Below are 24,036 nucleotides of genomic sequence, written 5' to 3' on the forward strand. Positions count from 1 at the left end.
TCAGTGCTTGCCGCCACCCAGGCAGTTGGGGGAATCCGGAATCTCGCCACCGCGTGCCGCCCACTCCTGTGCGGTGTACAGGTGCAGTGCCAAGGCATGCACCGGGCCATCCAGCTCTTCGCTGAGCAGGGCATACAGCTGCTGGTGACGCTTGACCCGCGACAGGCCGCTGAAGCGCTCGCTGACCAGGGTGACCTTGAAATGGGTCTCGGAATCAGGCGGCACGCTATGCATATGGCTCTCGTTGACGACTTCGACCATCAACGGGTCAAGCGTCGCGAGCTTGGTATCTATCTGGGTCTGGATGCTCATGCGCAATCTCCTTGAAGGGGGGAAGCCGCACGACGGACATGCGGAAAATTGAGGGTGACGATGCGATCGCCACAACGCAAATGGCCTCGGGCATTTTGCCCGAGGCCATTGTAGCGTCTGTCGCCATCACTGACAGTCATTGCTGACGGCGCTCGCTGACAGCGCTTGCGGAAAGTGCGGCGACGGCGGCCATCATGCCGAAGAGTCAGTCAAGATCGGCCAGCAACTCGTCATCGACTTCGCTGACTTCCAGCGGTGCCTCGTCGTCCAGGTCGACCGCCAGATAGCTGTGCTCGACGGTCAGGAAGCGCTCGAAGAGCGCCTTGTCCATCGGCTCCGGCCAATGGCGGGTGTCTTCTTCCCAGGCACGCAGCTCGCTTTCCAGCACGTCCAGCCAGCGCTCGGAGACGAAGCCATCCAGTGCCTCACGCGTGTCCATCTCGGGAATCAGGTAGACGGTGCTCTCCTGATTGACATCCTCCAGCGCCAGATCCTCGCCTCCCTCGCCTTCGGATTCCAGCGAGTTGATCCAGTCGACAAACGCCTGGGTCGGCTTGACGCTCAGGGCGGAACGGTTAAGCAGCTTCATTCTGCACTCTCCAGGACATTCAGGGACAATTCCGAGACAGGACACACCGTGGATGGCAGCGCCGCTCATGAAGCAGGCACGCGATGCGGGTGAGCCTCGAGGTGTCCAGCGCGTCACCCTGGCAGTACCAGGGCGCCAGCAGACTGGACGCCGACCATTATGGCCGCTCGCGGGCAACAAAGCCAAGCGCCACCTTGCCTCATCGGCACCTATCATGCCCCGCGAGGCACTCGCCATCAGCCATTCGTGTGAGGCAGAGACCACAACGCCCCCGATCAGGGATCGGAGGCGTTGTGGGTGCCCTCAGCGTGGCCCGTCACGATGGCGCGTCACGCCGACACATCATGCGGGGCTGGTGGCCTGCTGCTCAGCCCTGCAGCGGACGCATCGCCGGGAACAGCAGCACGTCGCGGATGGAGGCGCTGTCGGTCAGCAGCATCACCAGACGGTCGATGCCGATGCCTTCACCGGCGGTCGGCGGCATACCGTATTCCAGCGCGCGCACGTAGTCGGCGTCGTAGAACATGGCTTCGTCATCACCGGCGTCCTTCTCGGCCACCTGGGCCTGGAAACGCTCGGCCTGATCTTCGGCGTCGTTGAGCTCCGAGAAGCCATTGGCGATCTCGCGGCCACCGACGAAGAACTCGAAGCGATCGGTCACGTGCGGGTTGGCATCGTTGCGACGCGCCAGCGGGCTGACTTCGGCCGGATATTCGGTGATGAAGGTCGGCTGGTCGAGGCGGTGCTCGGCGACTTCCTCGAAGATCTCGGTCTCGAGCTTGCCCAGCCCCCAGATCGGCTTGACCTGGATACCCAGACGCTCCGCCGTGGCGCGGGCGGCGTCGTAATCTGCCAGATCAGCTTCGGTGATGCCATCGCCGTACTTGATGATCGACTCGCGCATGGTCATCTGGATGAACGGCTGGCTCAGGTCGTACTCGCTGCCCTGACAGGTGATCTGCGTGGTGCCGAGCACTTCCTGGGCCGCGGTGCGGATCATGTCTTCGGTGAGCGCGATCAGGTCACGGTAGTCGGCGTAGGCCCAGTAGAACTCGAGCATGGTGAACTCGGGGTTGTGACGCGTCGACAGCCCTTCGTTGCGGAAGTTGCGGTTGATCTCGAACACGCGCTCGAAGCCACCCACCACCAGACGCTTGAGGTACAGCTCCGGCGCGATGCGCAGGTACATTTCCATGTCCAGCGCATTGTGGTGCGTGATGAATGGGCGTGCGGTCGCGCCACCCGGGATCTGCTGCAGCATCGGCGTCTCGACTTCCATGAAGCCGCGATCGCTGAGGAAGCGACGGATGGAGGCGACGATGCCGGCACGCAGAGCGAAGGTACGGCGTGACTGCTCGTTCATGATCAGGTCGACATAACGCTGGCGATAGCGCATTTCCTGATCGGACAGACCGTGGAACTTGTCCGGCAGCGGACGCAGGTTCTTGGTCATCAGCTGGGCGCTTTCGATCATGACGTACAGATCGCCCTTGCCGGATTTGTGCACCGGGCCACTGGCACCGACGATGTCACCGATATCCCAGCTCTTGATGTCCTCGAGCAGCGCTTCCGGCAGGCCCTTCTTGTCGACGTAGAGCTGAATCTGGCCGGAGACTTCCTGCAGCACGATGAAGGGGCCACGTTTGCGCATGATACGCCCGGCGACTGCGGCCTTGCGGTCCAACGTCTCCAGCTCGGCCTTGTCCTTCTCGCCCAGCTCTTCCATCAGGTCAGCGGCGAGGCTGTCACGACGGAAATCATTCGGAAAGGCACTCTTGCCTTCGGCGGCGGCCTGCTCGCGGCGGGCGTTCAGCTTGGCGCGACGTTCGGCGATCAGACGGTTCTCTTCCTGAGCCTGTTCGGCGGCCTGCTGCTCATCAATGGCGGGGGTCTGCTCTGTCGACATGGAGGGGCCTGTCTCGTGTCAAAGGGTCATGGCCTGGGCCACGACAGATCATGATCAGCCTGACGATAGTGACCATCAGTACTGACCGCGATACGGGGATTCATGGCCTCCGCCGGCGAGACCGGCGGAGGCGAATAGGCGCTGGGCCGCGAGGGGACTCGCGCTCAGAGCCCCATCTTGAGGCTGGCAACGATGAAGTCATCGAGGTCGCCGTCGAGCACCTTGTCACAGTTGCTCGACTGGACGCTGGTCCGCAGGTCCTTGATGCGCTGGTCATCGAGGACGTAGGAGCGGATCTGGCTGCCCCAGCCGATATCGGACTTGGAGTCCTCGAGTTCCTGCTTGGCGGCGTTGCGCTTCTGCATCTCGGCTTCGTAGATACGCGCCTTCAGCATCTTCATGGCGCGGTCACGGTTGGAGTGCTGGCTGCGCTCGGTCTGGCAGGCCGCCACGATGCCTGTCGGCACGTGGGTGATACGTACCGCGGAGTCGGTGGTGTTGACGTGCTGACCACCGGCGCCGGAGGAGCGATAGGTATCGGTGCGCAGGTCGGCCGGGTTGATATCGATCTCGATGTTGTCATCGATTTCCGGCGACACGAACACGGACGCGAACGAGGTGTGACGACGGCCGCCGGAGTCGAAGGGACTCTTGCGGACCAGACGGTGCACGCCAAGCTCGGTGCGCAACCACCCGAAGGCGTATTCGCCCTGGATGTGGATGGTGGCGGACTTGATGCCCGCGACTTCACCGGCGCTCGCCTCGACGATCTCGGTCTTGAAGCCGTGATGCTCGGCCCAGCGCAGGTACATGCGCAGCAACATGTTGCCCCAGTCCTGTGCCTCGGTGCCGCCGGAGCCAGCCTGGATATCCAGGTAGGCGTTGTTGGCGTCCATTTCACCGGAGAACATGCGACGGAACTCGAGCTTCTCAAGACTGGCCTTGAGCTGGTCCAGCTCGCGGACGACTTCGTCCACGGTGCCTTCGTCCTCTTCCTCGACCGCCATTTCCAGCAGATCGGAGCAGTCGGACAGACCGTTGCTCATGTCGTCGAGGGTCTTGACGACCAGCTCCAGCGACGCACGTTCCTTGCCGAGCTTCTGCGCGTAGTCCGGGTCATTCCAGACATCCGGATTCTCGAGCTCGCGAGTGACTTCCTCTAGCCGATCCTGCTTTTCGGCATAGTCAAAGGTACCCCCTCAGGACTTCTGCCCTTTCGGACAGGTCCTTGATGAGGTTGGTGATCGGATTGATCTCTTGCATGGTCGTCCTGTCTTGAGGCGATGATGCGTGAATGGGTGCGCGGCGATCCTGTCGCAAGCGACGGGCTTCGCCACATGCCACCCGTAGGGACATGTGCAGATCGACAGCGCGCAAAGCCCGATATTGTAGCCATTTCCCGGCGTGGCGACCATGCCCGGCCCATCATCCAGCGCAAGGTGGGCGATGGCCGCCTGCAGGCCTCTGTCACAACGTGCACAAGCCTCGGTCTGGCTGTCTTTCAGGCGACTGCGACCAAAGTCATCCAGACGTCCGCCAGCCACGAATGCCGCGGCATTCCCCGCCCAACATCAGACTTATCGAATGCACGCATGAGCTATCCATTTTTTAACATGGACAACGCACCGCAAAAGATTCAATGGTAGAGGCATCACTCGTACTCCCCCTAACAACAATAGCGAGCTTCCCCACCATGGCACGACTGCACTCCCCCTCTCACACCCCGGCACTCCCCAAGCGCTTCGCGCTCAAGCGTCTGGCAAGCTCCCTGCTGCTGGCCGGAAGCATCGCCGCTTCCCCGGGCATCATGGCCGACACGCTCAAGCTGGCGATCATGGGCGAACCGGCCTCGCTGGACCCGCAGCAGATCTCCGGCACCTGGGAAAATGACGTGGTGGGCGACCTCTTCGAGGGGCTGGTCACTGAAGCCGCCGATGGCGAGCGCATCCCCGGCGCGGCCGAGTCGTGGCAGATTTCCGACGATGGCAAGACCTACACCTTCACGCTGCGCCAGGACGGCAAGTGGTCAGACGGTGAGCCGGTGACCGCCGAGGACTTCGTGTACGCGCTCAAGCGTATCATGACGCCGGAAAATGCCTCGGATTACGCCTACATCCTGTATCCGATCAAGAATGCCGAGGCTATCAATAGCGGCGAGGCCGAGCCGGACACCCTCGGCGTGCGTGCCGTGGATGATCACACCCTCGAGATCACCCTCGAGCGTCCGACGCCCTACTTCCTGGACCAGCTGTCGCACTACACCGCCTACCCGCTGCCGAAACATGTGGTGGAGAAGTACGGCAAGGACTGGACCGACCCCGGCAAGATGGTCTCCAACGGCGCCTTCGAGCTGAGCGAGTGGCAGCCGCAGACCCGCATCGTCGCGCTCAAGAATCCTGAGTTCCACGATGCCAGGGAGGTCGCGCTGGATGAGGTGATCTACTATCCCATCGAGGAACGCAACAGCGCCCTGAAGCGCTTCCGCGCCGGCGAGATCGACATCGCGCGCGAATTCCCGACCCAGCAATACGGCTGGCTGAAGGACAACCTGCCGGACGCCACCCACGTCGCGCCCTACCTGGGCATCTACTACTACGTGCTCAACTCGCGCGATGGCCATGCCACCGCAGACCCGCGCGTGCGCGAGGCGCTCAACCTCTCCATCCGTCGCAACATCATCACCGACAAGATTCTCGGCACCGGCGAAGTGCCGGCCTACAGCTTCGTGCCCACCGGCGTGAACCATTACGACATCCAGGAAATGGCCTTCAAGGACATGTCGATGGATGAGCGCATGCAGAAGGCCAGGTCCCTGATGGAAGACGCCGGCTATGGCCCGGACAACCCGCTGGAGCTGACCCTGCGCTACAACACCAGCGAAGACCACAAGAAGGTGGCCATCGCCGCCGCCGCGATGTGGAAGCCGCTGGGCGTGAAGGTCAATCTGCTGAACGCCGAAGTCGCGGTGCACTACGAGGACATGCGCCAGGGCAAGTTCGATGTCGGCCGCGCCGGCTGGATCGGCGACTACAACGACGCCCAGAACTTCCTCAACCTGCTGGAAAGCGGCGTGCCCAACAACTACGGCGCCTATTCCAACAGTGCGCTGGATGACGACATGCAAGAGGCTGCCAATACGCTCGACATGGAGGATCGCGAGGCACTGATGCAGGACGCCGAGCGCAAGGCGCTGGATGACTATGCCGTGCTGCCGATCTACTACTACGTGTCGCGCAATCTGGTGAACCCCAAGCTCAACGGCTGGCAGGACAACATCGAGGATACCCACCGCTCGCGCTGGATCTCGTTCTCCGAGTGAGGCGAGCCCTGTGAGCCTCTGACCTGGCTCGCAGTTCTCCAGATCGTCATGGGTCCACGCTCGTGTCCGGCAGGGCAGGAGCGTGGCATCTGCCAAGGATGGCACCAGAAGATGACGTCGCGCCCCACGGGCGTGACAAGGAGTTCATGCATGTCCCCCACCTCACCGATGCAATGCGCGGCAAGCCTCGGCGCAGGCCTGCTGCTGTCCGTTCTTTCTCTCTCCTTCGGCGCTTCCGGCAGCGCCATGGCCGCACAATCCACAAGCCCTGCAAGCCAAGGCGAACAGATCCTGCGTATCGCCAATGGCGCCGAGCCGGCGTCGCTGGACCCGCAGCAGACCAGCGGCACCTGGGAGACACGCATCACGCGTGATCTGTTCGAGCCGCTGATCGCCTACTCCGCCGACGGCGAGCTGATTCCCGGGCTGGCAGAGCGCTGGGAGTCGTCCGCCGATGGGCTGAGCTGGACCTTTCATCTGCGCGAGGGGCTCGAATGGTCAGACGGCACGCCGCTGACCGCCGAGGATGCCGTCTTCGCGCTGCGCCGCCTGCTGACACCCGCCACCGCGGCCCACAACGCCACGCTCTACTACCCGATCGTCAATGCCCGCGCGGTGAATACCGGTGCGCTGGCGCCGGAGCAACTCGGCATTGCCGCGCCGGATGCGCAGACGCTCACCATCACCCTCAGCCACCCTTCGGCGACGCTGGAGCAGACGCTGGCGATGAGCGAAGCCGCCCCGCTGCCACGCCATGTGATCGCGGCCAAGGGCGCTGACTGGACGCGACCGGCCAACATGGCTACCTCGGGTGCCTTCGTGCTCAAGACCTGGTCGCCCCAGGCCGAGATTCGCCTGACACCCAATCCTCGCTATCACGCGGCGGACACGGTCGCGCTCGATGAGGTGGTCTACCTGCCCATCGAGGAGAGTCATGCCGCGCTCAATCGCTTCCGCGCCGGCGAAGTCGAGATCGCCTACGGTGTGCCCGCCAGCCATTACACCTGGATCCAGGACAATCTGGCCGCTGCCCTGCACACCTACCCGATCCTCGGCGAGTACTTCTATGTCTTCAATCTGCGCGAAGGCTCGCCCGTGGCCGACCAGCGCATTCGTCGCGCGCTGAATCTGGCCACGCGCCGTGAGGTGATCACCGAGCGCATTCTCGGCATGGGCCAGATTCCCTCCTGGCACTTCGTGCCGAAGGCATTGGGTGAGCATCAGGGCGCGCGCTTCGATTTCGCTGACTGGTCGATGGACCGGCGCATGACGAAGGCGCGCGAGCTGATGGCAGACGCGGGCTACGGCCCGGATACCCCGCTTGAGCTGACCCTGCGCTACAACACCCTGGAAGATCACAAGAAGATCGCCGTGGCCCTGGGCGCGATGTGGAAACCGCTGGGCGTGAAGGTGACGCTGACCAACACCGAGGCCGCGGTGCATTACCGCGATCTGGCGCTGGGCGATTTCGAGGTCGGCCGTTACGGCATGATCGCCACCATCGCCGATGCCTACGACTTCCTGAACGCCTTCAGCAGCGACAACACCTCCAACGCGCCCGAGCTCAGCTCGCCGACCTACGATGCGCTGATCGAGGCGGCGGCGCGTGAAGGAGACGTCGGCACCCGCCAGCGCCAGCTCCACGACGCCGAGCAGTATCTGCTCGACAACGATGTGGTGCTGCCGCTCTACGACTATGTCACCTCCAGTCTTGTCGACCCCGCCATCAGCGGCTGGGCGCCCAATGCGCTGGACGTGCACCCGAGTCGCTATCTGCAGCTCGATACCTCGCACTGACAGACGACAGTCACCAATAACAACGACACACCCGGGCAGCGGCCCGGACGGAGCACTGGATGCTGAGCTACACCCTCAAACGGTTGCTGCAGGCGATTCCCACCCTGCTGATCGTGATCACCCTGTCGTTCTTCCTGATGCGGGTCGCCCCAGGCGGCCCCTTCGATGGCGAGCGCCGCCTGCCCCCGGAAATCGAGCAGAACCTGCGCGCGGCCTATCACCTGGATGAGCCATTGCCGATGCAGTATCTGCGCTATCTGGGCGATCTGGTGCAGGGCGATCTCGGCCCGTCCTTCAAGTACAAGGACTTCGATGTCAGCGAGCTGATCAGCCAGGGCTTCCCGGCCAGTCTGGAGCTGGGCATGTGGGCGATTCTGGCCGCGCTGCTGATCGGGGTGCCGCTGGGGGTGATCGCGGCCATCCGGCGCAACTCGACGGCGGATTACCTGGTGATGAGTACTGCGCTGGCGGGGATCGCGGTGCCCAACTTCGTGATCGCCCCGCTGCTGGCGCTGGTGTTCGGCGTGCTGCTCGGCTGGTTGCCGGCCGGCGGTTGGAACGGTGGCGCCTGGCAGAACCTGCTGCTGCCGGTGGTGGCGCTCTCCATCCAGCAGATCGCCTACATCGCCCGCATGATGCGCGCCAGCATGATCGAGGTGCTCGGCAGTCACTACATCCGCACCGCCCTCGCCAAGGGGCTGAGCGAGTGGAAGGTGATTCTGCGCCATGCATTGCGACCGGCGATGCTGCCGGTGGTCTCCTACCTCGGCCCGGCCATCGCTGGCATCATCACCGGCTCGGTGGTGATCGAGCAGATCTTCGGCATTCCCGGCATCGGGCGCTATTTCGTGCAGGGTGCGCTCAATCGTGACTACACCCTGGTGATGGGCACGGTGGTCTTCTATGGCGCCTTGATCCTGCTGCTCAACCTGATCGTCGACCTGCTCTACAGCATGCTCGACCCGCAGATCCGCTACGACGACTGACCCGAGGCCCTGACATGTCACAGACAACTCCCGCTCCCCACGGCACCGGCGGTGCCAGCGCCTTCGACGGCCAGCCCCCTGCCGCGCCGGCAGGCGACAGCCTGACCCGCGACGCCTGGCGTCGTCTCAAGCAGAACCGCGCTGCCATGTGCAGCCTGGTGGTGATGGCCGTCATCGTGCTGGCCTGCCTGATCGGCCCGTGGCTGACGCCCTTCGAACTCGACGAGGTCGACTGGAACGCCATCGGCACCGGTCCGGACCTGGCCTCCGGTCATGTCTTCGGCACCGACGTCAACGGCCGCGACCTGCTGACCCGCACCCTGCATGGCGGCCAGATCTCGCTGTCGGTGGCGCTGGTCGCCACCTTCGTCAGCCTGGTGATCGGCGTGCTCTACGGCGCCGTCTCCGGCTACTTCGGCGGACGCACCGACAACCTGATGATGCGCTTCGTCGACATCATGTATTCGCTGCCGTTCATGTTCCTGGTGATCCTGCTGATGGTGGTGTTCGGTCGCAACATCTTCCTGATCTACGCCACCATCGGCGCGGTGGAGTGGCTGGACATGTCGCGCATCGTGCGCGGCCAGGTCTTGGCGCTCAAGAAGCGCGAATTCGTGGAGGCGGCGCATGCGCTGGGGGTGCGCGACCTGCAGGTGGTCACCCGCCATCTGATCCCCAATGCGCTGGGCCCGGTGATCGTCTACGTCACGCTGACGGTGCCCAAGGTCATCCTGCTGGAAAGCTTCCTGTCGTTCCTCGGCCTCGGCGTGCAGGAACCGCTGACCTCGTGGGGCGTGTTGATCTCCGAAGGCAAGGACATGATGGAGACCGTCCCCTGGATGCTGCTGGTGCCCTCGGCCTTCCTCGCCGCGACTCTGTTCTGCCTCAACTTCCTCGGCGATGGGCTGCGTGACGCCCTCGACCCCAAGACTCGCTGAACCGGAGCGCTGATCATGACTTCTTCACCCTCTACCTCCGGCACCTCCTCCAGCCTGCCGCCAGCACGCAACGCCGCCGACCAGGCCCGCGCCGACACCCTGACTCGCCTGGGACTGGCGGCCGAGGCGCCGGGCACGCCACCGCTGATGGAGATCGATGACCTCAAGGTCGACTTCCAGCTGCCGGACGGCGCGGTACCCGCCGTCAAGGGTGTCAGCTTCACCCTCAACAAGGGCGAGACGCTGGCGCTGGTCGGCGAGTCCGGCTCCGGCAAGTCGGTCACGTCCACCGCCATCCTGCGCCTGCTGCCGGAACTCGCCGAGATCAAGGGCGCCATCCGCCTGCGCGGCGAAGACCTGCTGAGTGCCTCGACGCGGCGCATGCGCGAGCTGCGCGGCAACCGCATCGCCACCGTCTTCCAGGAGCCGATGACCTCGCTCAATCCGCTGCACCGCATCGGGCGCCAGATCATCGAGGTACTGGCGCTGCACCGTGACCTCAAGGGCCGCGCGGCTCGCCACAAGGCGCTGGAATTGCTCGAGCAGGTCGGCATCCCGGAGCCGGCGCGACGTATCGACAGCTATCCCCACGAGCTGTCCGGTGGCCAGCGTCAGCGCGTGATGATCGCCATAGCGCTGGCCTGCGAGCCGGACCTGCTGATCGCCGATGAGCCGACCACCGCGCTGGATGTCACGGTGCAGGCGCAGATCCTGCGGCTGCTCAAGTCGCTGCAGCAGCGCTACGGCATGGCGATCCTGTTCATCACCCACGACCTGAGCATCGTGCGCCACTTCGCGGACCGCGTCTGCGTGATGCGTCACGGCGAGCTGCTGGAAACCGGCGCCACCCACGACGTCTTCGAGAGCCCGCAGCACGCCTACACCCGCATGCTGATCGATGCCGAACCGGCCGGTGAGAAGGCCCCGGTGGCCGCGGATGCACCGGTGCTGCTGTCGGCGCGCGATGTGCGTGTCAGCTTCACCATCAAGCGTCCGCTGTTCGGGCCCAAGGTCGCCTTCGAGGCGGTGCGCGGCATCGATCTCGAGGTGCGACGCGGCCAGACCATCGGCATCGTCGGCGAGTCCGGCTCCGGCAAGTCGACGCTGGGGCGCGCCCTGCTGCGCCTGCTCAAGAGCCAGGGCCATATCAGCTTCGATGGCGTCGATATCATGCCGCTGGACAAGTCGGGCATGCGCCCCTTGCGCTCGCGCATGCAGGTCGTCTTCCAGGACCCCTTCGGCTCCCTGTCGCCGCGCCTGACCGTGGGCGAGATCATCAGCGAAGGCCTGCGCGTGCATCACCCCGAGCTCAATCGCGCCCAGCGCGATGCGCGGGTCTGCGACGCCCTGAGCGAGGTCAGCCTCGACCCCGGCATGCGCAATCGCTATCCGCATGAGTTCTCCGGCGGTCAGCGCCAGCGCATCGCCATCGCCCGTGCCCTGGTGCTCAAGCCGGAATTCCTGCTGCTGGACGAGCCGACCTCGGCGCTGGACCGCTCGGTACAGGTCACGGTGATCGACCTGCTGCGCGACCTGCAGGCGCGCCATGGCCTGACCTATCTGTTCATCAGCCATGACCTGGCGGTAGTCCGTGCGCTGTCAGATCACCTCATCGTGATGAAGGAAGGCGAGGTGGTGGAAAGCGGCAGCACCCACGCCATCTTCGAAGCACCCCGTGAGCGTTATACGCGTGAATTGATGCAGGCCGCCTTCGCCCCGGACCTGGGCCAGACGCACCACTGACACCCTGAAAAGACGACATGCCTGATGGGCGCTGCGGCGTCCATCAAGACCCCGCTTTGCCCGGGAAAAGGCGCAGGGCCTCATCACTGCCTGTCTGAAGGGTGGCGATGAGCGCCCGGCCTCGCCCCGGGCAAGGGCAGCCGAGTCGCTCACACGAATCGACATTGGCTGCCAACCGGGTGCTTGCACCCGACCGAGGCCGGAGTAGGGCGCTCCGGCATTACCCACACCGATGGAAAGACATGCACAGGATGACGATGCAACCTACAACAACAGCCAGCATCCCCCTCCACACTCACTCACGACTGCGTCACGCGATTGGCGCAGCCCTGCTCGGCACGGGACTGCTGAGCATGAGCCCCATGGCCCAGGCCATCGAGGTCTACAAGACGGATACCGACCGCGTCGAGTTCAGTGGCCGCCTGGCGGCGTTTGCGGTGATCCAGGATGGCGCACACGACGAGATCTACAACGGCGGCTCGCGGGTGCGCCTGGTCCACGAGCATCAGTTCGAGCAGGGCTGGAGCTCCATCATCCGCGCCGAATGGGGCTTCGATCCCTGGTTCAAGGACGGCACCGATGCTCACTACAAGCGCATGCTCTATGCCGGAGCGGCGCACGAGAAATGGGGCAGCTTCACGGTCGGCAAGCAGTATGGCCCCTGGTACGACATGGTGGCCGTCAACACCGACTGGTTCTGGATCAATGGTGGCGAGGCGTCCGGCACCTTCGAAGGCCGCAGCGGTGACGGCGGCCTGCATGGCACGGGGCGGCCGGACAACTCGCTCTACTGGAAGAAGAGCTTCGACGACGTCACTGTCGGCCTGCTCTACCAGCTCGGCCATGATGGTCAGCACAGCAACGAGACCTCACTCTTCGAGGATGGCGTCTTCACCACCGAGACCGAGTATTCGGGGTATGAGCGTGACTACAGCTATGAAGCCGCGCTCAACTGGCACCCGAACGAGGACTTCACGTGGGCGGCGTCTTCCACCATACGGAGCTGAGCGACTACGAGAGCGGCAACAGCGAGAACGGCGATATCGATGCCTGGCTGCTCGGCGGTCACTGGTCACCGGGCAACTGGTACATCGCCCTCGTCGGCGGGGAGTATCGCAACCACATCGCCGGCAACACCCTGGACTCCTCGGAAGATTTCGTCGACAAGGCGCGCGGCGCGGAATTCGTGGTCAACTACAAGTTCAAGGAGGTCATCTGGGGCGATGACAGTGTCGAGCTCTACGGTGGCTTGAATCACCTGGAGGACGCCGACAGCGAAGCACGCTACGCCTATCAGATTCTGGGCGCGGCCTGGCGGGTCAAGGACCTGACGCTGGCCACCGAGTATCGCTTCGACAACAGCCGCCAGTCGGACGGCAGCGAGTACAGCGCCGACCGCGACCAGTTGATGTTCCTGGCGCGTTACGACTTCTGATCGTCATGTCAGACGCTGGTGACGGTTCGCCAATGCTCGCGCTGAGGCGATAGTTTCGCCCTTGCCTGATGAACCCGGCAGGGACGACAAAAAAACGCCCGGTCATATGACCGGGCGTTTTTTGTATCGGCTGTATCGGCTGTATCGGTTGTTCCGAGACCAGCTCAGGGTTTCAGCCGCTTAGGTACTCAGAAGCGATAGGTCGCGCCGAGACCGAAGCCATGCGCTTCATTCTCGTAATCGGCTTCATAGGTGCCACGGTTGGGTTCGCTCAGGCTGACGGTGGCCGTCTCTTCCCACAGGTAGGTGTAGGCCATGTCGATGGTCAGCTCCGGCATCGGCGTCCAGCCGGCCCCCAGCGAGAAGATGGTGCGATCCCCGGACGGGATACGCGCGCTGCGATGCTCATCCACGGTCGGGCTGTCATCGAAGGCCATGCCGGTACGCAGCACCCACTGCGGATTGAGCTGATAGCTCAGACCGACCGCGTACTGCCAGCTATCCTCGTAGCCCTGCTCCTCGACGATGTCGCTCATGTTGTCGACTTCCACCGCGATCTCGTCGAAGCGGCTCCAGTGCACCCAGGTCACGCCCGCCATCAGCGTCCAGCGATCATCCAGCTTGTGCGTCACGGAGAAGTCGATGCTTTCCGGCAAGGTCATGTCCAGCGACGCATCCTGCTCGGTATTCGCGAAGCCCGCGCCAGTGAAGACATTGTTGTACTTGGCCTCGCCGTCCAGGCTGTAATCCACCTTGGAGCGATAGGACAGACCGAGACGAGTACTTTCCACCGGCTGGAAGATGACCCCGACGTTGTAGCCCCAGGCGGCATCGTCGCCCTTGATCTTGACCTTGCCATCGCCTGCGCCGACATCGAGAGTATTTGACGTCAACTCACCCTTGATACTGTTGTAGGTCACACCGGCGCCGATGGCCCACTTGTCATTGATGCGGTAGGAGATGGTCGGCTGGGCGGTGACCACCTCGACTTCACTGTAATTGGCGAAATAGCGGCCGCGGAAATCAGAACCATAATCGGTGATCACACCAAAGGGCGCGTAGACCCCGAAGCCCAGTGCTACCCGATCATTCATCGGCTGCACGTAATAGAAGGAAGGCACTGCCGCCCCCGGCACCATGTCACCGTCATCTCCGCCAGAGACTGGCCGACCGAGTGCATCATTCGCGCTGGCGACATCAATATCGGTATTGACGTCCAGATAGGTCACACCGCCGGTGATCTGGGCACGATCCAGGAAGGACATGCCGGCCGGGTTGCCGAACACGGTGGAGGCATCATTGGCATTCGAGGCGCGCCCGGCGAAGGAGGTGCCCTGGGTACTGACACTCTGCTCGTTCAGCTGGAAGGCCCCCGCGTGAACGCCACCGGCATAAGCCGTGGCTACCGTTGCCAGAGCGACCCCGAGGGTGAGTTTGTTCATCTTGTTTTTCATTATGGATGGCGTCCCATTGCAGGTGGCTGGAGAGCCGCATGTTGTTGTTATCATTCGTTGATGCATAGCTCTGTCATCTACGTTTTGGGCGAGTCGTGCGTTCAAGTCAAGGGCGAACGTTTGTTTGAATAGGGAGATTTCTAGTATGCAGGGAACTTTCATTCATGTCTGCACTGTCACGTGCTGCTAAACCCCTGACCTGACGAGGATTTAGTGCCTTGTCGCCAGCGTTTAAAACACGGCAGCCCCCTCTGCTCCCCCCTCTAGCCTATTGGTCGAACATCAGACTTTTCGTATGTATCGGCTCGCTTGACCTATGTGCAACACATAAGTCTTAAACTGATGATCAGTCACGGAACATTGGCTGCCGACAAACCTACAGGGCAGCTGGATGCTCTCTCCGCCACTCTTCATCACGAGGAGGTGTTGCAATGAAAGTCGCTGAACTGGCCCGCGCGGGAGGCGTCACCGCTGAAACCGTTCGCCACTACACGCGCCAAGGGCTGATCACGGCCCGACGTGATCCCGTCAACAACTACCAGCGCTTCGATGAGCAGGCGCTGGTACGCCTCAAATTCATCAGTCAGGCACGCCAGCTGGGCTTCAGCCTTGCCGATATCAAACAGATTCTCGAGCAGGCGGACCAGCACGACTCGCCTTGCCCGCTGGTGCGTGACCTGCTGCGACAGCACCTGCCGAGAGTGCGCGATCGCATTCGTGAGCTGGAAGCCCTGGCAGGGCGCATGGAGCATGCGCTGGATTGCTGGCAGGACCTGCCGGATGGCGTGCCGGACGGCAACAGTGTGTGCTGTCTGATCGAAGGCTTTCCGCAGGACATGCCCGACACCGCTTCCACTTCCAAACGCCGCGACGGGGGGCACTCATGATGACCCCGCCACTTCCCGAGACGCGCCTTCTGCAGGCGCCAGGCATCCATTGTCAGGGCTGTGTCAACAGGATTCGTCGTGCCCTGCAGGCGCAGGACCCACAGGCCGAGTTGCTCGGGGCACCTGACGCGGAGCTGTTGCTGATGCATAGCCAGCTGTCATCCACGACATTGCAGGAAGTCGCGGAAGACTGCGGCTATCCCCTCCGGGAGGAAGCCCTGCCGGTACGCGCCCATCACGATCTGTCGGTGTACGGTATGCACTGCCAGAAGTGCGTCGCCAGATTGCGCGAGGCCATCCAGCACTGGGATGAGGCTGCGCAAGTCACTGGCACGCCGAAAGAAGACATTCTCGACGTGGACACCTGTCTGCCGCGCGGACTGCTCGAGCGCATCATCCTCGAGACGGACTATTCGCTTGAGGCCCACGCCGAGGTGGATGAAGCTCAAGTCGCGCCGGCTGCGAACGCGTCAAGTGCTGCGAACAAGGCAGCGACTGCGAGCCAGCCAGCCGATAGCGCAAGCACCGAGTTCTCACTGTCCGGCGTCACCTGTGCCAGCTGCGTGGCGACGATCCAGAAGGCACTGGATGGCCTGGATGGAGTTGAGCAGGCGCAGGTCAACTTCGCCTCGCGCACCGCCCAGGTCACGAGCCGCCTCGCTCCCGACGAGATCGCCTCTGCCATCGAAGGTGTCGGCTACGGGGCAAGCCTGGTGGAAGACGCGCAGGCCGGTGAGCAGCAACAGCAGGAAGACGCCGATCAGGAATATCGCTCTCGTGTCCGCGACAGCGTGCTGTCGCTGGGCATCGGTATCCCCCTGATGATCAGCATGTTCTTCCATCACCCCGGCTTCGAGGGGCTCGAGCGCGGGGTGTGGCTGGCGATCGGCGTCGCCGTGCTGGGCGTGCTCGCCACGGCAGGACGCAGCTTCTTCACCAGCGCCTGGAAGGCCTTCACGCACCATCAGGCCAACATGGATACGCTGGTGGCGCTCGGTACCGGGGCCGCTTGGCTCTACTCCATGGGCGTGCTGCTGTTCCCCGAGAGCGTGCCCCCGGCGGCGCGCGGGCTCTACTTTGAAGCCTCGACCATGATCATCGGTTTGATCAGCCTGGGGCAGGCGCTGGAAGTCCGCGCCCGGGGCCGTACTCAGCAGGCGCTGCGCGCGCTGCTGGATCTGCAGACTCGCACTGCCCGCGTGATCCGCGACGGTGGAGAGCGCGAGATCGATATCAATGAGGTCCGCAGCGGGGACCAGGTGCGCATTCGCCCCGGTGAGCGCATTCCGGTGGACGGCAGGGTCATCGAGGGCCAGAGCCATATCGATGAATCGATGCTCAGCGGTGAACCGCTGCCCGTGTCACGCGGTATCGGCGATGAAGTAGCCGCCGGCACGCTCAATACGCGTGGCAGCCTGGTCTTCGAGGTCGAGCGCGTCGGTAGCGAGACGCGCCTGGGACGCATCATCAGCCAGGTGCGTCAGGCGCAGAATTCGCGCCCGCCGATCGGCCGATTGGCTGACACCATTTCCGGCGTATTCGTGCCCAGCGTGATGATCATCGCCATCGTCGCGGCGCTGGTGTGGTTCAACTTCGGGCCTGCGCCGACCGGCGTGCATATGCTGGTGGTCGCGACGGCGGTACTCGTCATCGCCTGCCCGTGTGCGCTGGGTCTGGCGACGCCGATCTCGACCATGATCGGGGTCGGCAAGGCAGCGGAGCATGGCGTGCTGGTACGCAGCGGTGAGGCACTGCAGACCGCCAGTCGCTTGACCGCACTGGTGGTCGACAAGACGGGCACCCTGACGCGCGGCAAGCCGGAGGTCACCGCGGTCTCGCTCCTCGAAGGGGAAGACGAGGAAGCCATACTGGATGCAGCATATGCACTGGAGCGGGGCTCCGAGCACCCGCTGGCCGCGGCACTGCTGGCACATATCGAAGACAGACGCCCCGATGCTTCGCGCAGCAAGTCCTTCCATGACTACCAGACCATCAGCGGGCGCGGCATTCAGGCCCAAGACGATGTAGGGCGCACCTGGCGCATGGGCAACGCTGCCATGCTGGAAGAGGCAGGTATCAGCCTGGCCCCTCTCAGCGAGCAGATCACGGCGCTGGAAGACAATGCGCGCACCCTGATTCTGATGGCCCGCGACGATAAATTGCTCGCCGTCTTCGGCCTGGCCGACCCGCTGCGTGACGATAGCCGCGATGCCATCGCTCGCCTGCATGCCATCGGCCTCAAGGTAATCATGCTGACCGGTGACAACCCTCACACGGCAGCGGCCGTGGCGCGCGAGACCGGTATCGATGATTACCGTGCCGGCGCCTCACCGAATGACAAGCATGATGAGATCGCGCGGCTGCAGCGGGAAGGCCATGTCGTCGGAATGGTAGGGGATGGCATCAATGATGCCCCTGCGCTGGCGCTGGCCGATGTCGGCTTCGCCATGGGCGAAGGTACCGACGTCGCCATCGAGACCGCCGGTATCACGCTGATGCAGCCGTCGCTGGGCGGGGTCGCGGATGCGATCGCGATCAGCCAGGCCACCCTGCGCAACATCAAGCAGAACCTGGTCGGGGCCTTCGGCTACAACCTGATCGGCATCCCGATTGCCGCCGGCATCCTCTACCCCTTCACGGGCATGTTGCTGTCACCGGTCATCGCGGGACTGGCCATGTCCTTGTCCTCGGTCACCGTCGTGACCAATGCCAATCGGCTGCGTCGATATACGCCCCCGGGCGCAGCTGGATCCGCGACGGGTAACCCCGAGAATACCGCCACCACCTCGCAAGGAGCGTCGGCATGATCTGCATGGCCATCAATCTGCTAGGGCTCGGCCTGATCGCCGCCATTGTCTGGTGGTTCTGGCTCGCCAAGTCATGAAGCACACTCCAGGCCTTGCTCTGTAGTCGCTGAAATCGAGCAAGATGATTGCACAGGACAATCGCGCAAGATCTTCATCTCAAGGCCCTGTCACATCCTGTGTGGCAGGGCTTTTTCGTGACTGTGTCCTGATCCGAAGCGCATCAGACGGCTCTCGCAAGACTCGCAACGATAGCGTTCATGACATGCCGCCCAGTGGCTCCGAGACTCGTGTCACCCGACAGCACACTGGAGGGAAAGCAGCTATCGCGAGGTCGTATGGATAGCTCCTGCACTGACGAATCTTGAGTTTTCCACAGCCGCTTTGCTCTTCTTTACCCCGAGCATCACTTCTTTATCCCGCTTGATCAAGGTGCCGAGAATGCAAAAACGCCCCTGCCACATCAGTGACAGGGGCGTTTCCTTTGGCCTTCTTTCTGCACAACTTTTCCTGAGCAACTTTTCTCACCACAAAGAGAACCGCCCCTGCAGCAAGGCTACAGGGGCGGTTCAGGATAAGTGCCTGACGATGACCTACTCTCACATGGAGAAACTCCACACTACCATCGGCGCTAAGCGGTTTCACTTCCGAGTTCGGCATGGGATCGGGTGGTTCACGCTCGCTATGGTCGTCAGGCGAAACGGTGGCATCTTGCGATGCCTGAGTCTCGAGGCTTGTGGCCTCGCGACTCGCAATATGAATCATGCTGACCGATATGTCGTCGATCCTGTCGCAATCCTGGCGGTTTGCCTGGGCAAACCCCTTGGGTGTTATATGGTCAAGCCTCACGGGCAATTAGTACTGGTTAGCTCAACACATTGCTGTGCTTCCACACCCAGCCTATCAACCTTGTCGTCTTCAAGGGCCCTTCAGGAGGCGCAAGGCCTCAGGGAAGTCTCATCTTGAAGGGGGCTTCCCGCTTAGATGCCTTCAGCGGTTATCCCGTCCGAACGTAGCTACCGGGCAATGCCATTGGCATGACAACCCGAACACCAGAGGTTCGTCCACTCCGGTCCTCTCGTACTAGGAGCAGCTCTTCTCAAACTTCCGACGCCCACGGCAGATAGGGACCGAACTGTCTCACGACGTTCTAAACCCAGCTCGCGTACCACTTTAAATGGCGAACAGCCATACCCTTGGGACCGACTTCAGCCCCAGGATGTGATGAGCCGACATCGAGGTGCCAAACACCGCCGTCGATGTGAACTCTTGGGCGGTATCAGCCTGTTATCCCCGGAGTACCTTTTATCCGTTGAGCGATGGCCCTTCCATACAGAACCACCGGATCACTAGAACCTACTTTCGTACCTGCTCGACGTGTCTGTCTCGCAGTCAAGCACCCTTATGCTCTTGCACTCAATGCACGATTTCCAACCGTGCTGAGGGTACCTTCGTGCTCCTCCGTTACTCTTTGGGAGGAGACCGCCCCAGTCAAACTACCCACCATACACTGTCCTCGATCCGGATGACGGACCTGAGTTAGAACGCCAATGATGTCAGGCTGGTATTTCAAGGTTGGCTCCACCGCATCTGGCGATGTGGTTTCAAAGCCTCCCAGCTATCCTACACAGACAACATCAGCATCCAGTGTAAAGCTATAGTAAAGGTTCACGGGGTCTTTCCGTCTAGCCGCGGGTACACAGCATCTTCACTGCGATTTCAATTTCACTGAGTCTCGGGTGGAGACAGCGTGGCCATCATTACGCCATTCGTGCAGGTCGGAACTTACCCGACAAGGAATTTCGCTACCTTAGGACCGTTATAGTTACGGCCGCCGTTTACCGGGGCTTCGATCAAGAGCTTCGGACGAATCCTAACCCCATCAATTAACCTTCCGGCACCGGGCAGGCGTCACACCCTATACGTCCGCTTGCGCGTTTGCAGAGTGCTGTGTTTTTAATAAACAGTTGCAGCCACCTGGTATCTTCGACCGGTAGGAGCTTACGGAGCAAGTCCTTCACTCTAACCGGTGCACCTTCTCCCGAAGTTACGGTGCCATTTTGCCTAGTTCCTTCACCCGAGTTCTCTCAAGCGCCTTGGTATTCTCTACCTGACCACCTGTGTCGGTTTGGGGTACGGTCGCATGTGATCTGAAGCTTAGAGGCTTTTCCTGGAAGCGTGGCATCGATGACTTCCTGACCGTGGTCAGTTCGTCTCGCATCTCGACCTCAGAGGAACCGGATTTGCCTGATTCCTCGGCCTACATGCTTTCACCAGGACAACCAACGCCTGGCTCACCTAGCCTTCTTCGTCCCCCCATCGCAACCACATCCGGTACGGGAATATTAACCCGTTTCCCATCGACTACGCGTTTCCGCCTCGCCTTAGGGGCCGACTCACTCTGCTCCGATTAACGTAGAACAGAAAACCTTGGTCTTCCGGCGGGGGAGTTTTTCACTCCCCTTATCGTTACTCATGTCAGCATTCGCACTCGTGATACCTCCAGCAGACTTCTCAATCCACCTTCATTGGCTTACACGACGCTCCTCTACCGCTCATCCAGAGGATGAACCCGTAGCTTCGGTACCTGATTTAGCCCCGTTATATCTTCCGCGCAGGCCGACTCGACTAGTGAGCTATTACGCTTTCTTTAAAGGGTGGCTGCTTCTAAGCCAACCTCCTAGCTGTCTGAGCCTTCCCACATCGTTTCCCACTTAATCAGGATTTTGGGACCTTAGCTGACGGTCTGGGTTGTTTCCCTTTTCACAACGGACGTTAGCACCCGCTGTGTGTCTCCCACGCTGCACTCACTGGTATTCGGAGTTTGCCTCGGGTTGGTAAGTCGGGATGACCCCCTAGCCGAAACAGTGCTCTACCCCCAGCGGTGATACGTGAGGCGCTACCTAAATAGCTTTCGAGGAGAACCAGCTATCTCCGGGCTTGATTAGCCTTTCACTCCGATCCACAGCTCATCCCAGCATTTTTCAACATACTTGGGTTCGGGCCTCCAATTGATGTTACTCAATCTTCACCCTGGCCATGGATAGATCGCCCGGTTTCGGGTCTATACCCTGCGACTGGTCGCCCAGTTAAGACTCGGTTTCCCTACGCCTCCCCTATACGGTTAAGCTCGCCACAGAATATAAGTCGCTGACCCATTATACAAAAGGTACGCGGTCACACCACGAAGGTGCTCCCACTGCTTGTACGCATACGGTTTCAGGATCTATTTCACTCCCCTCGCCGGGGTTCTTTTCGCCTTTCCCTCACGGTACTGGTTCACTATCGGTCAGCCAGGAGTATTTAGCCTTGGAGGATGGTCCCCCCATGTTCAGTCAGGGTTTCTCGTGCCCCGACCTACTCGATTTCACGTGACTCGGACTTCGACTACGGGACTATCACCCTGTATCGTCAAGCTTCCCAGCTTGTTCGCCTGTCGGTTGTCACGCTTAAGGGCTGGTCCCCGTTCGCTCGCCGCTACTTGGGGAATCTCGGTTGATTTCTTTTCCTCCGGGTACTTAGATGTTTCAGTTCCCCGGGTTTGCCTCTATAGGTTATGTATTGGCCTATAGATACTCACCTGATGGTGAGTGGGTTTCCCCATTCGGAAATCGTTGGGTCGCAGGGTATTTGCCACCTCGCCAACGCTTATCGCAGGCTATCACGTCCTTCATCGCCTCTGGCTGCCAAGGCATCCACCGTATGCGCTTAATCGCTTGACCATATAACCCCAAGGGGTCTGTCAAGGATTACGACTCTGTCGGACCTCTCCGACATATCGTTTGATAGACATGCGCTTGGCGCACACATCTATCGTCAGCATGATTCACATTGTTAAAGAGCGGCTGTTCAGAGAACAGTGAGAAGCGCGCTCTGATGAGCACGCTTGCCACTGCCGGCTAAGCCAGCAATAAGATCAGGTAATTCGTTGTGAGCACTTGCCGCGAGCAGTAGACAGTGTCGATAAGGAGGTGATCCAGCCCCAGGTTCCCCTAGGGCTACCTTGTTACGACTTCACCCCAGTCATGAACCACACCGTGGTGATCGCCCTCCCGAAGGTTAGGCTAACCACTTCTGGTGCAGTCCACTCCCATGGTGTGACGGGCGGTGTGTACAAGGCCCGGGAACGTATTCACCGTGGCATTCTGATCCACGATTACTAGCGATTCCGACTTCATGGAGTCGAGTTGCAGACTCCAATCCGGACTGAGGCAAGCTTTATGGGATTGGCTCCACGTCGCCGTATTGCAACCCTTTGTACTTGCCATTGTAGCACGTGTGTAGCCCTACCCGTAAGGGCCATGATGACTTGACGTCGTCCCCACCTTCCTCCGGTTTGTCACCGGCAGTCTCCTTAGAGTTCCCGACATGACTCGCTGGCAAATAAGGATAGGGGTTGCGCTCGTTACGGGACTTAACCCAACATTTCACAACACGAGCTGACGACAGCCATGCAGCACCTGTCTCAGAGTTCCCGAAGGCACCAATCCATCTCTGGAAAGTCCTCTGGATGTCAAGGGTAGGTAAGGTTCTTCGCGTTGCATCGAATTAAACCACATGCTCCACCGCTTGTGCGGGCCCCCGTCAATTCATTTGAGTTTTAACCTTGCGGCCGTACTCCCCAGGCGGTCAACTTATTGCGTTAGCTGCGCCACTAAGTCCTCAAGGGACCCAACGGCTAGTTGACATCGTTTACGGCGTGGACTACCAGGGTATCTAATCCTGTTTGCTACCCACGCTTTCGCACCTCAGTGTCAGTGTCAGTCCAGAAGGCCGCCTTCGCCACTGGTATTCCTCCCGATCTCTACGCATTTCACCGCTACACCGGGAATTCTACCTTCCTCTCCTGCACTCTAGCCAAGCAGTTCCAGATGCCGTTCCCAGGTTGAGCCCGGGGCTTTCACACCTGGCTGACTTAGCCACCTACGCGCGCTTTACGCCCAGTAATTCCGATTAACGCTTGCACCCTCCGTATTACCGCGGCTGCTGGCACGGAGTTAGCCGGTGCTTCTTCTGCGAGTGATGTCTTTCTTGCGGGGTATTAACCCACAAGCGTTCTTCCTCGCTGAAAGTGCTTTACAACCCGAAGGCCTTCTTCACACACGCGGCATGGCTGGATCAGGCTTTCGCCCATTGTCCAATATTCCCCACTGCTGCCTCCCGTAGGAGTCTGGGCCGTGTCTCAGTCCCAGTGTGGCTGATCATCCTCTCAGACCAGCTACGGATCGTCGCCTTGGTGAGCCGTTACCTCACCAACAAGCTAATCCGACATGGGCTCATCCGATAGCGCAAGGTCCGAAGATCCCCTGCTTTCTCCCGTAGGACGTATGCGGTATTAGCCTGAGTTTCCCCAGGTTGTCCCCCACTATCGGGCAGATTCCCATGCATTACTCACCCGTCCGCCGCTCGACGCCTCCTAGCAAGCTAGGATCGTTTCCGCTCGACTTGCATGTGTTAAGCCTGCCGCCAGCGTTCAATCTGAGCCATGATCAAACTCTTCAGTTGAAAGCTTGATAGTCTGTTAAGCAGACCAAACTTGGTTCAGAGTCAAACTTCTCGTGAGAGGCTTGCTCCGATATTTGGTGACCTTGTCACCACTCATCGACAAGCGCTCACACGAATTACCTGATCAAATTTTTAAAGAGCGTCGCTGTGAAGCGAGGAGGCATATTCTACTCGGAACGCTTGAGAAGTCAAGCACTTGATGATGAGTCAGTCGACTGCCTCTAAGCATCATCAAGCGGTGAGGAGCCTTGCTCGATCACCTGTTCCGTAAGGAGTGCGGCGCATTCTAGCGAATCGCCCGGGATTGTCAATCGATGATTTCGAAGCGGGCTTCGAAAACATCAAATAAAACAATCACCTG

The 24,036-nt window shown here is 61.2% G+C and carries 14 protein-coding genes and 3 rRNA genes; 9 read left to right on the plus strand and 8 right to left on the minus strand.

Annotated features, from left to right (window positions below; all coding sequences use genetic code 11):
* The 4 genes from FLM52_16100 to prfB all read right to left on the minus strand — a co-directional run bounded on the left by FLM52_16100 (window position 1) and on the right by prfB (window position 4,070).
* Window positions 1-312, minus strand: coding sequence for a BolA/IbaG family iron-sulfur metabolism protein (locus FLM52_16100; GenBank protein NVN57261.1), 312 nt, complete (start codon window positions 310-312; stop codon window positions 1-3).
* Window positions 313-517: 205 nt separating this feature from the next.
* A complete protein-coding gene (locus FLM52_16105; GenBank protein ID NVN57262.1) occupies window positions 518-901 on the minus strand; it encodes a hypothetical protein in 384 nt (127 codons plus the stop codon).
* A 367-nt stretch (window positions 902-1,268) separates the two neighbouring features.
* Complete coding sequence (lysS, locus tag FLM52_16110) at window positions 1,269-2,807, minus strand: lysine--tRNA ligase (protein NVN57263.1); 1,539 nt, start codon at window positions 2,805-2,807, stop codon at window positions 1,269-1,271.
* A 164-nt stretch (window positions 2,808-2,971) separates the two neighbouring features.
* A protein-coding gene (gene prfB / locus FLM52_16115) for a peptide chain release factor 2 (protein ID NVN57264.1) occupies window positions 2,972-4,070 on the minus strand; the annotation gives its coding sequence in 2 pieces (ribosomal slippage) (window positions 2,972-3,994 and window positions 3,996-4,070; 1,098 coding nt in all).
* A 430-nt stretch (window positions 4,071-4,500) separates the two neighbouring features.
* Here prfB and FLM52_16120 point away from each other — a divergent pair.
* The 7 genes from FLM52_16120 to FLM52_16150 all read left to right on the plus strand — a co-directional run bounded on the left by FLM52_16120 (window position 4,501) and on the right by FLM52_16150 (window position 13,025).
* Window positions 4,501-6,126: a peptide ABC transporter substrate-binding protein gene (locus tag FLM52_16120; GenBank protein ID NVN57265.1), complete on the plus strand. Its 1,626-nt coding sequence runs from the start codon at window positions 4,501-4,503 to the stop codon at window positions 6,124-6,126.
* A 48-nt stretch (window positions 6,127-6,174) separates the two neighbouring features.
* The gene (locus tag FLM52_16125) at window positions 6,175-7,923 is read left to right on the plus strand and encodes a peptide ABC transporter substrate-binding protein (protein NVN57266.1); all 1,749 of its coding nucleotides are present in this window, start codon (window positions 6,175-6,177) and stop codon (window positions 7,921-7,923) included.
* 59 nt (window positions 7,924-7,982) lie between these two features.
* Window positions 7,983-8,909, plus strand: a complete 927-nt coding sequence (oppB, locus tag FLM52_16130) for an oligopeptide ABC transporter permease OppB (GenBank protein NVN57267.1) — start codon at window positions 7,983-7,985, stop codon at window positions 8,907-8,909.
* Between the two features lie 14 nt (window positions 8,910-8,923).
* Entirely contained in the window at window positions 8,924-9,847 is a 924-nt protein-coding gene (locus FLM52_16135) for an ABC transporter permease subunit (protein ID NVN57268.1), read from the plus strand.
* Window positions 9,848-9,994: 147 nt separating this feature from the next.
* Complete coding sequence (locus FLM52_16140) at window positions 9,995-11,590, plus strand: ABC transporter ATP-binding protein (GenBank protein ID NVN57269.1); 1,596 nt, start codon at window positions 9,995-9,997, stop codon at window positions 11,588-11,590.
* Window positions 11,591-11,697: 107 nt separating this feature from the next.
* Window positions 11,698-12,597, plus strand: a complete 900-nt coding sequence (locus FLM52_16145) for a porin (GenBank protein NVN57270.1) — start codon at window positions 11,698-11,700, stop codon at window positions 12,595-12,597.
* Entirely contained in the window at window positions 12,567-13,025 is a 459-nt protein-coding gene (locus FLM52_16150) for a hypothetical protein (protein NVN57271.1), read from the plus strand. Before FLM52_16145 ends, FLM52_16150 begins: the two co-directional genes overlap by 31 nt.
* Before the next feature lie 188 nt (window positions 13,026-13,213).
* On the opposite strand, the gene FLM52_16155 is transcribed toward FLM52_16150, so the two are convergent.
* Window positions 13,214-14,479, minus strand: coding sequence for an outer membrane protein transport protein (locus tag FLM52_16155; protein NVN57272.1), 1,266 nt, complete (start codon window positions 14,477-14,479; stop codon window positions 13,214-13,216).
* 431 nt (window positions 14,480-14,910) lie between these two features.
* Between FLM52_16155 and FLM52_16160 the strand changes: the two genes are divergently transcribed.
* Window positions 14,911-15,366, plus strand: coding sequence for a MerR family transcriptional regulator (locus tag FLM52_16160; GenBank protein ID NVN57273.1), 456 nt, complete (start codon window positions 14,911-14,913; stop codon window positions 15,364-15,366).
* Window positions 15,366-18,173 carry a copper-translocating P-type ATPase gene (locus FLM52_16165; GenBank protein NVN57274.1) on the plus strand — a complete coding sequence of 936 codons (2,808 nt, stop codon included), beginning with the start codon at window positions 15,366-15,368 and terminating at the stop codon, window positions 18,171-18,173. Before FLM52_16160 ends, FLM52_16165 begins: the two co-directional genes overlap by 1 nt.
* Window positions 18,174-18,750: 577 nt before the next feature.
* On the opposite strand, the gene rrf is transcribed toward FLM52_16165, so the two are convergent.
* The 3 genes from rrf to FLM52_16180 form a co-directional block, all read right to left on the minus strand.
* Window positions 18,751-18,866, minus strand: a 5S ribosomal RNA gene (gene rrf / locus FLM52_16170).
* 120 nt (window positions 18,867-18,986) lie between these two features.
* A 23S ribosomal RNA gene (locus tag FLM52_16175) occupies window positions 18,987-21,899 on the minus strand.
* Window positions 21,900-22,129: 230 nt separating this feature from the next.
* A 16S ribosomal RNA gene (locus FLM52_16180) occupies window positions 22,130-23,675 on the minus strand.
* Together the 16S, 23S and 5S rRNA genes form the textbook arrangement of a ribosomal RNA operon.
* Window positions 23,676-24,036 lie beyond the last annotated feature (361 nt).

The sequence above is a fragment of the bacterium Scap17 genome (assembly GCA_013376735.1).
In the GTDB taxonomy this organism is placed as follows: domain Bacteria; phylum Pseudomonadota; class Gammaproteobacteria; order Pseudomonadales; family Halomonadaceae; genus Cobetia.

Excerpts from the sequence above, each read along its gene's own strand:
- FLM52_16100 (NVN57261.1), bottom strand. The coding sequence starts at position 312 with ATGAGCATCCAGACCCAGATAGATACCAAGCTCGCGACGCTTGACCCG.
- FLM52_16105 (NVN57262.1), bottom strand. The coding sequence starts at position 901 with ATGAAGCTGCTTAACCGTTCCGCCCTGAGCGTCAAGCCGACCCAGGCG.
- lysS (NVN57263.1), bottom strand. The coding sequence starts at position 2,807 with ATGTCGACAGAGCAGACCCCCGCCATTGATGAGCAGCAGGCCGCCGAA.
- FLM52_16120 (NVN57265.1), top strand. The coding sequence starts at position 4,501 with ATGGCACGACTGCACTCCCCCTCTCACACCCCGGCACTCCCCAAGCGC.
- FLM52_16125 (NVN57266.1), top strand. The coding sequence starts at position 6,175 with ATGGGTCCACGCTCGTGTCCGGCAGGGCAGGAGCGTGGCATCTGCCAA.
- oppB (NVN57267.1), top strand. The coding sequence starts at position 7,983 with ATGCTGAGCTACACCCTCAAACGGTTGCTGCAGGCGATTCCCACCCTG.
- FLM52_16135 (NVN57268.1), top strand. The coding sequence starts at position 8,924 with ATGTCACAGACAACTCCCGCTCCCCACGGCACCGGCGGTGCCAGCGCC.
- FLM52_16140 (NVN57269.1), top strand. The coding sequence starts at position 9,995 with ATGGAGATCGATGACCTCAAGGTCGACTTCCAGCTGCCGGACGGCGCG.
- FLM52_16145 (NVN57270.1), top strand. The coding sequence starts at position 11,698 with ATGAGCGCCCGGCCTCGCCCCGGGCAAGGGCAGCCGAGTCGCTCACAC.
- FLM52_16155 (NVN57272.1), bottom strand. The coding sequence starts at position 14,479 with ATGAAAAACAAGATGAACAAACTCACCCTCGGGGTCGCTCTGGCAACG.
- FLM52_16160 (NVN57273.1), top strand. The coding sequence starts at position 14,911 with ATGAAAGTCGCTGAACTGGCCCGCGCGGGAGGCGTCACCGCTGAAACC.
- FLM52_16165 (NVN57274.1), top strand. The coding sequence starts at position 15,366 with ATGACCCCGCCACTTCCCGAGACGCGCCTTCTGCAGGCGCCAGGCATC.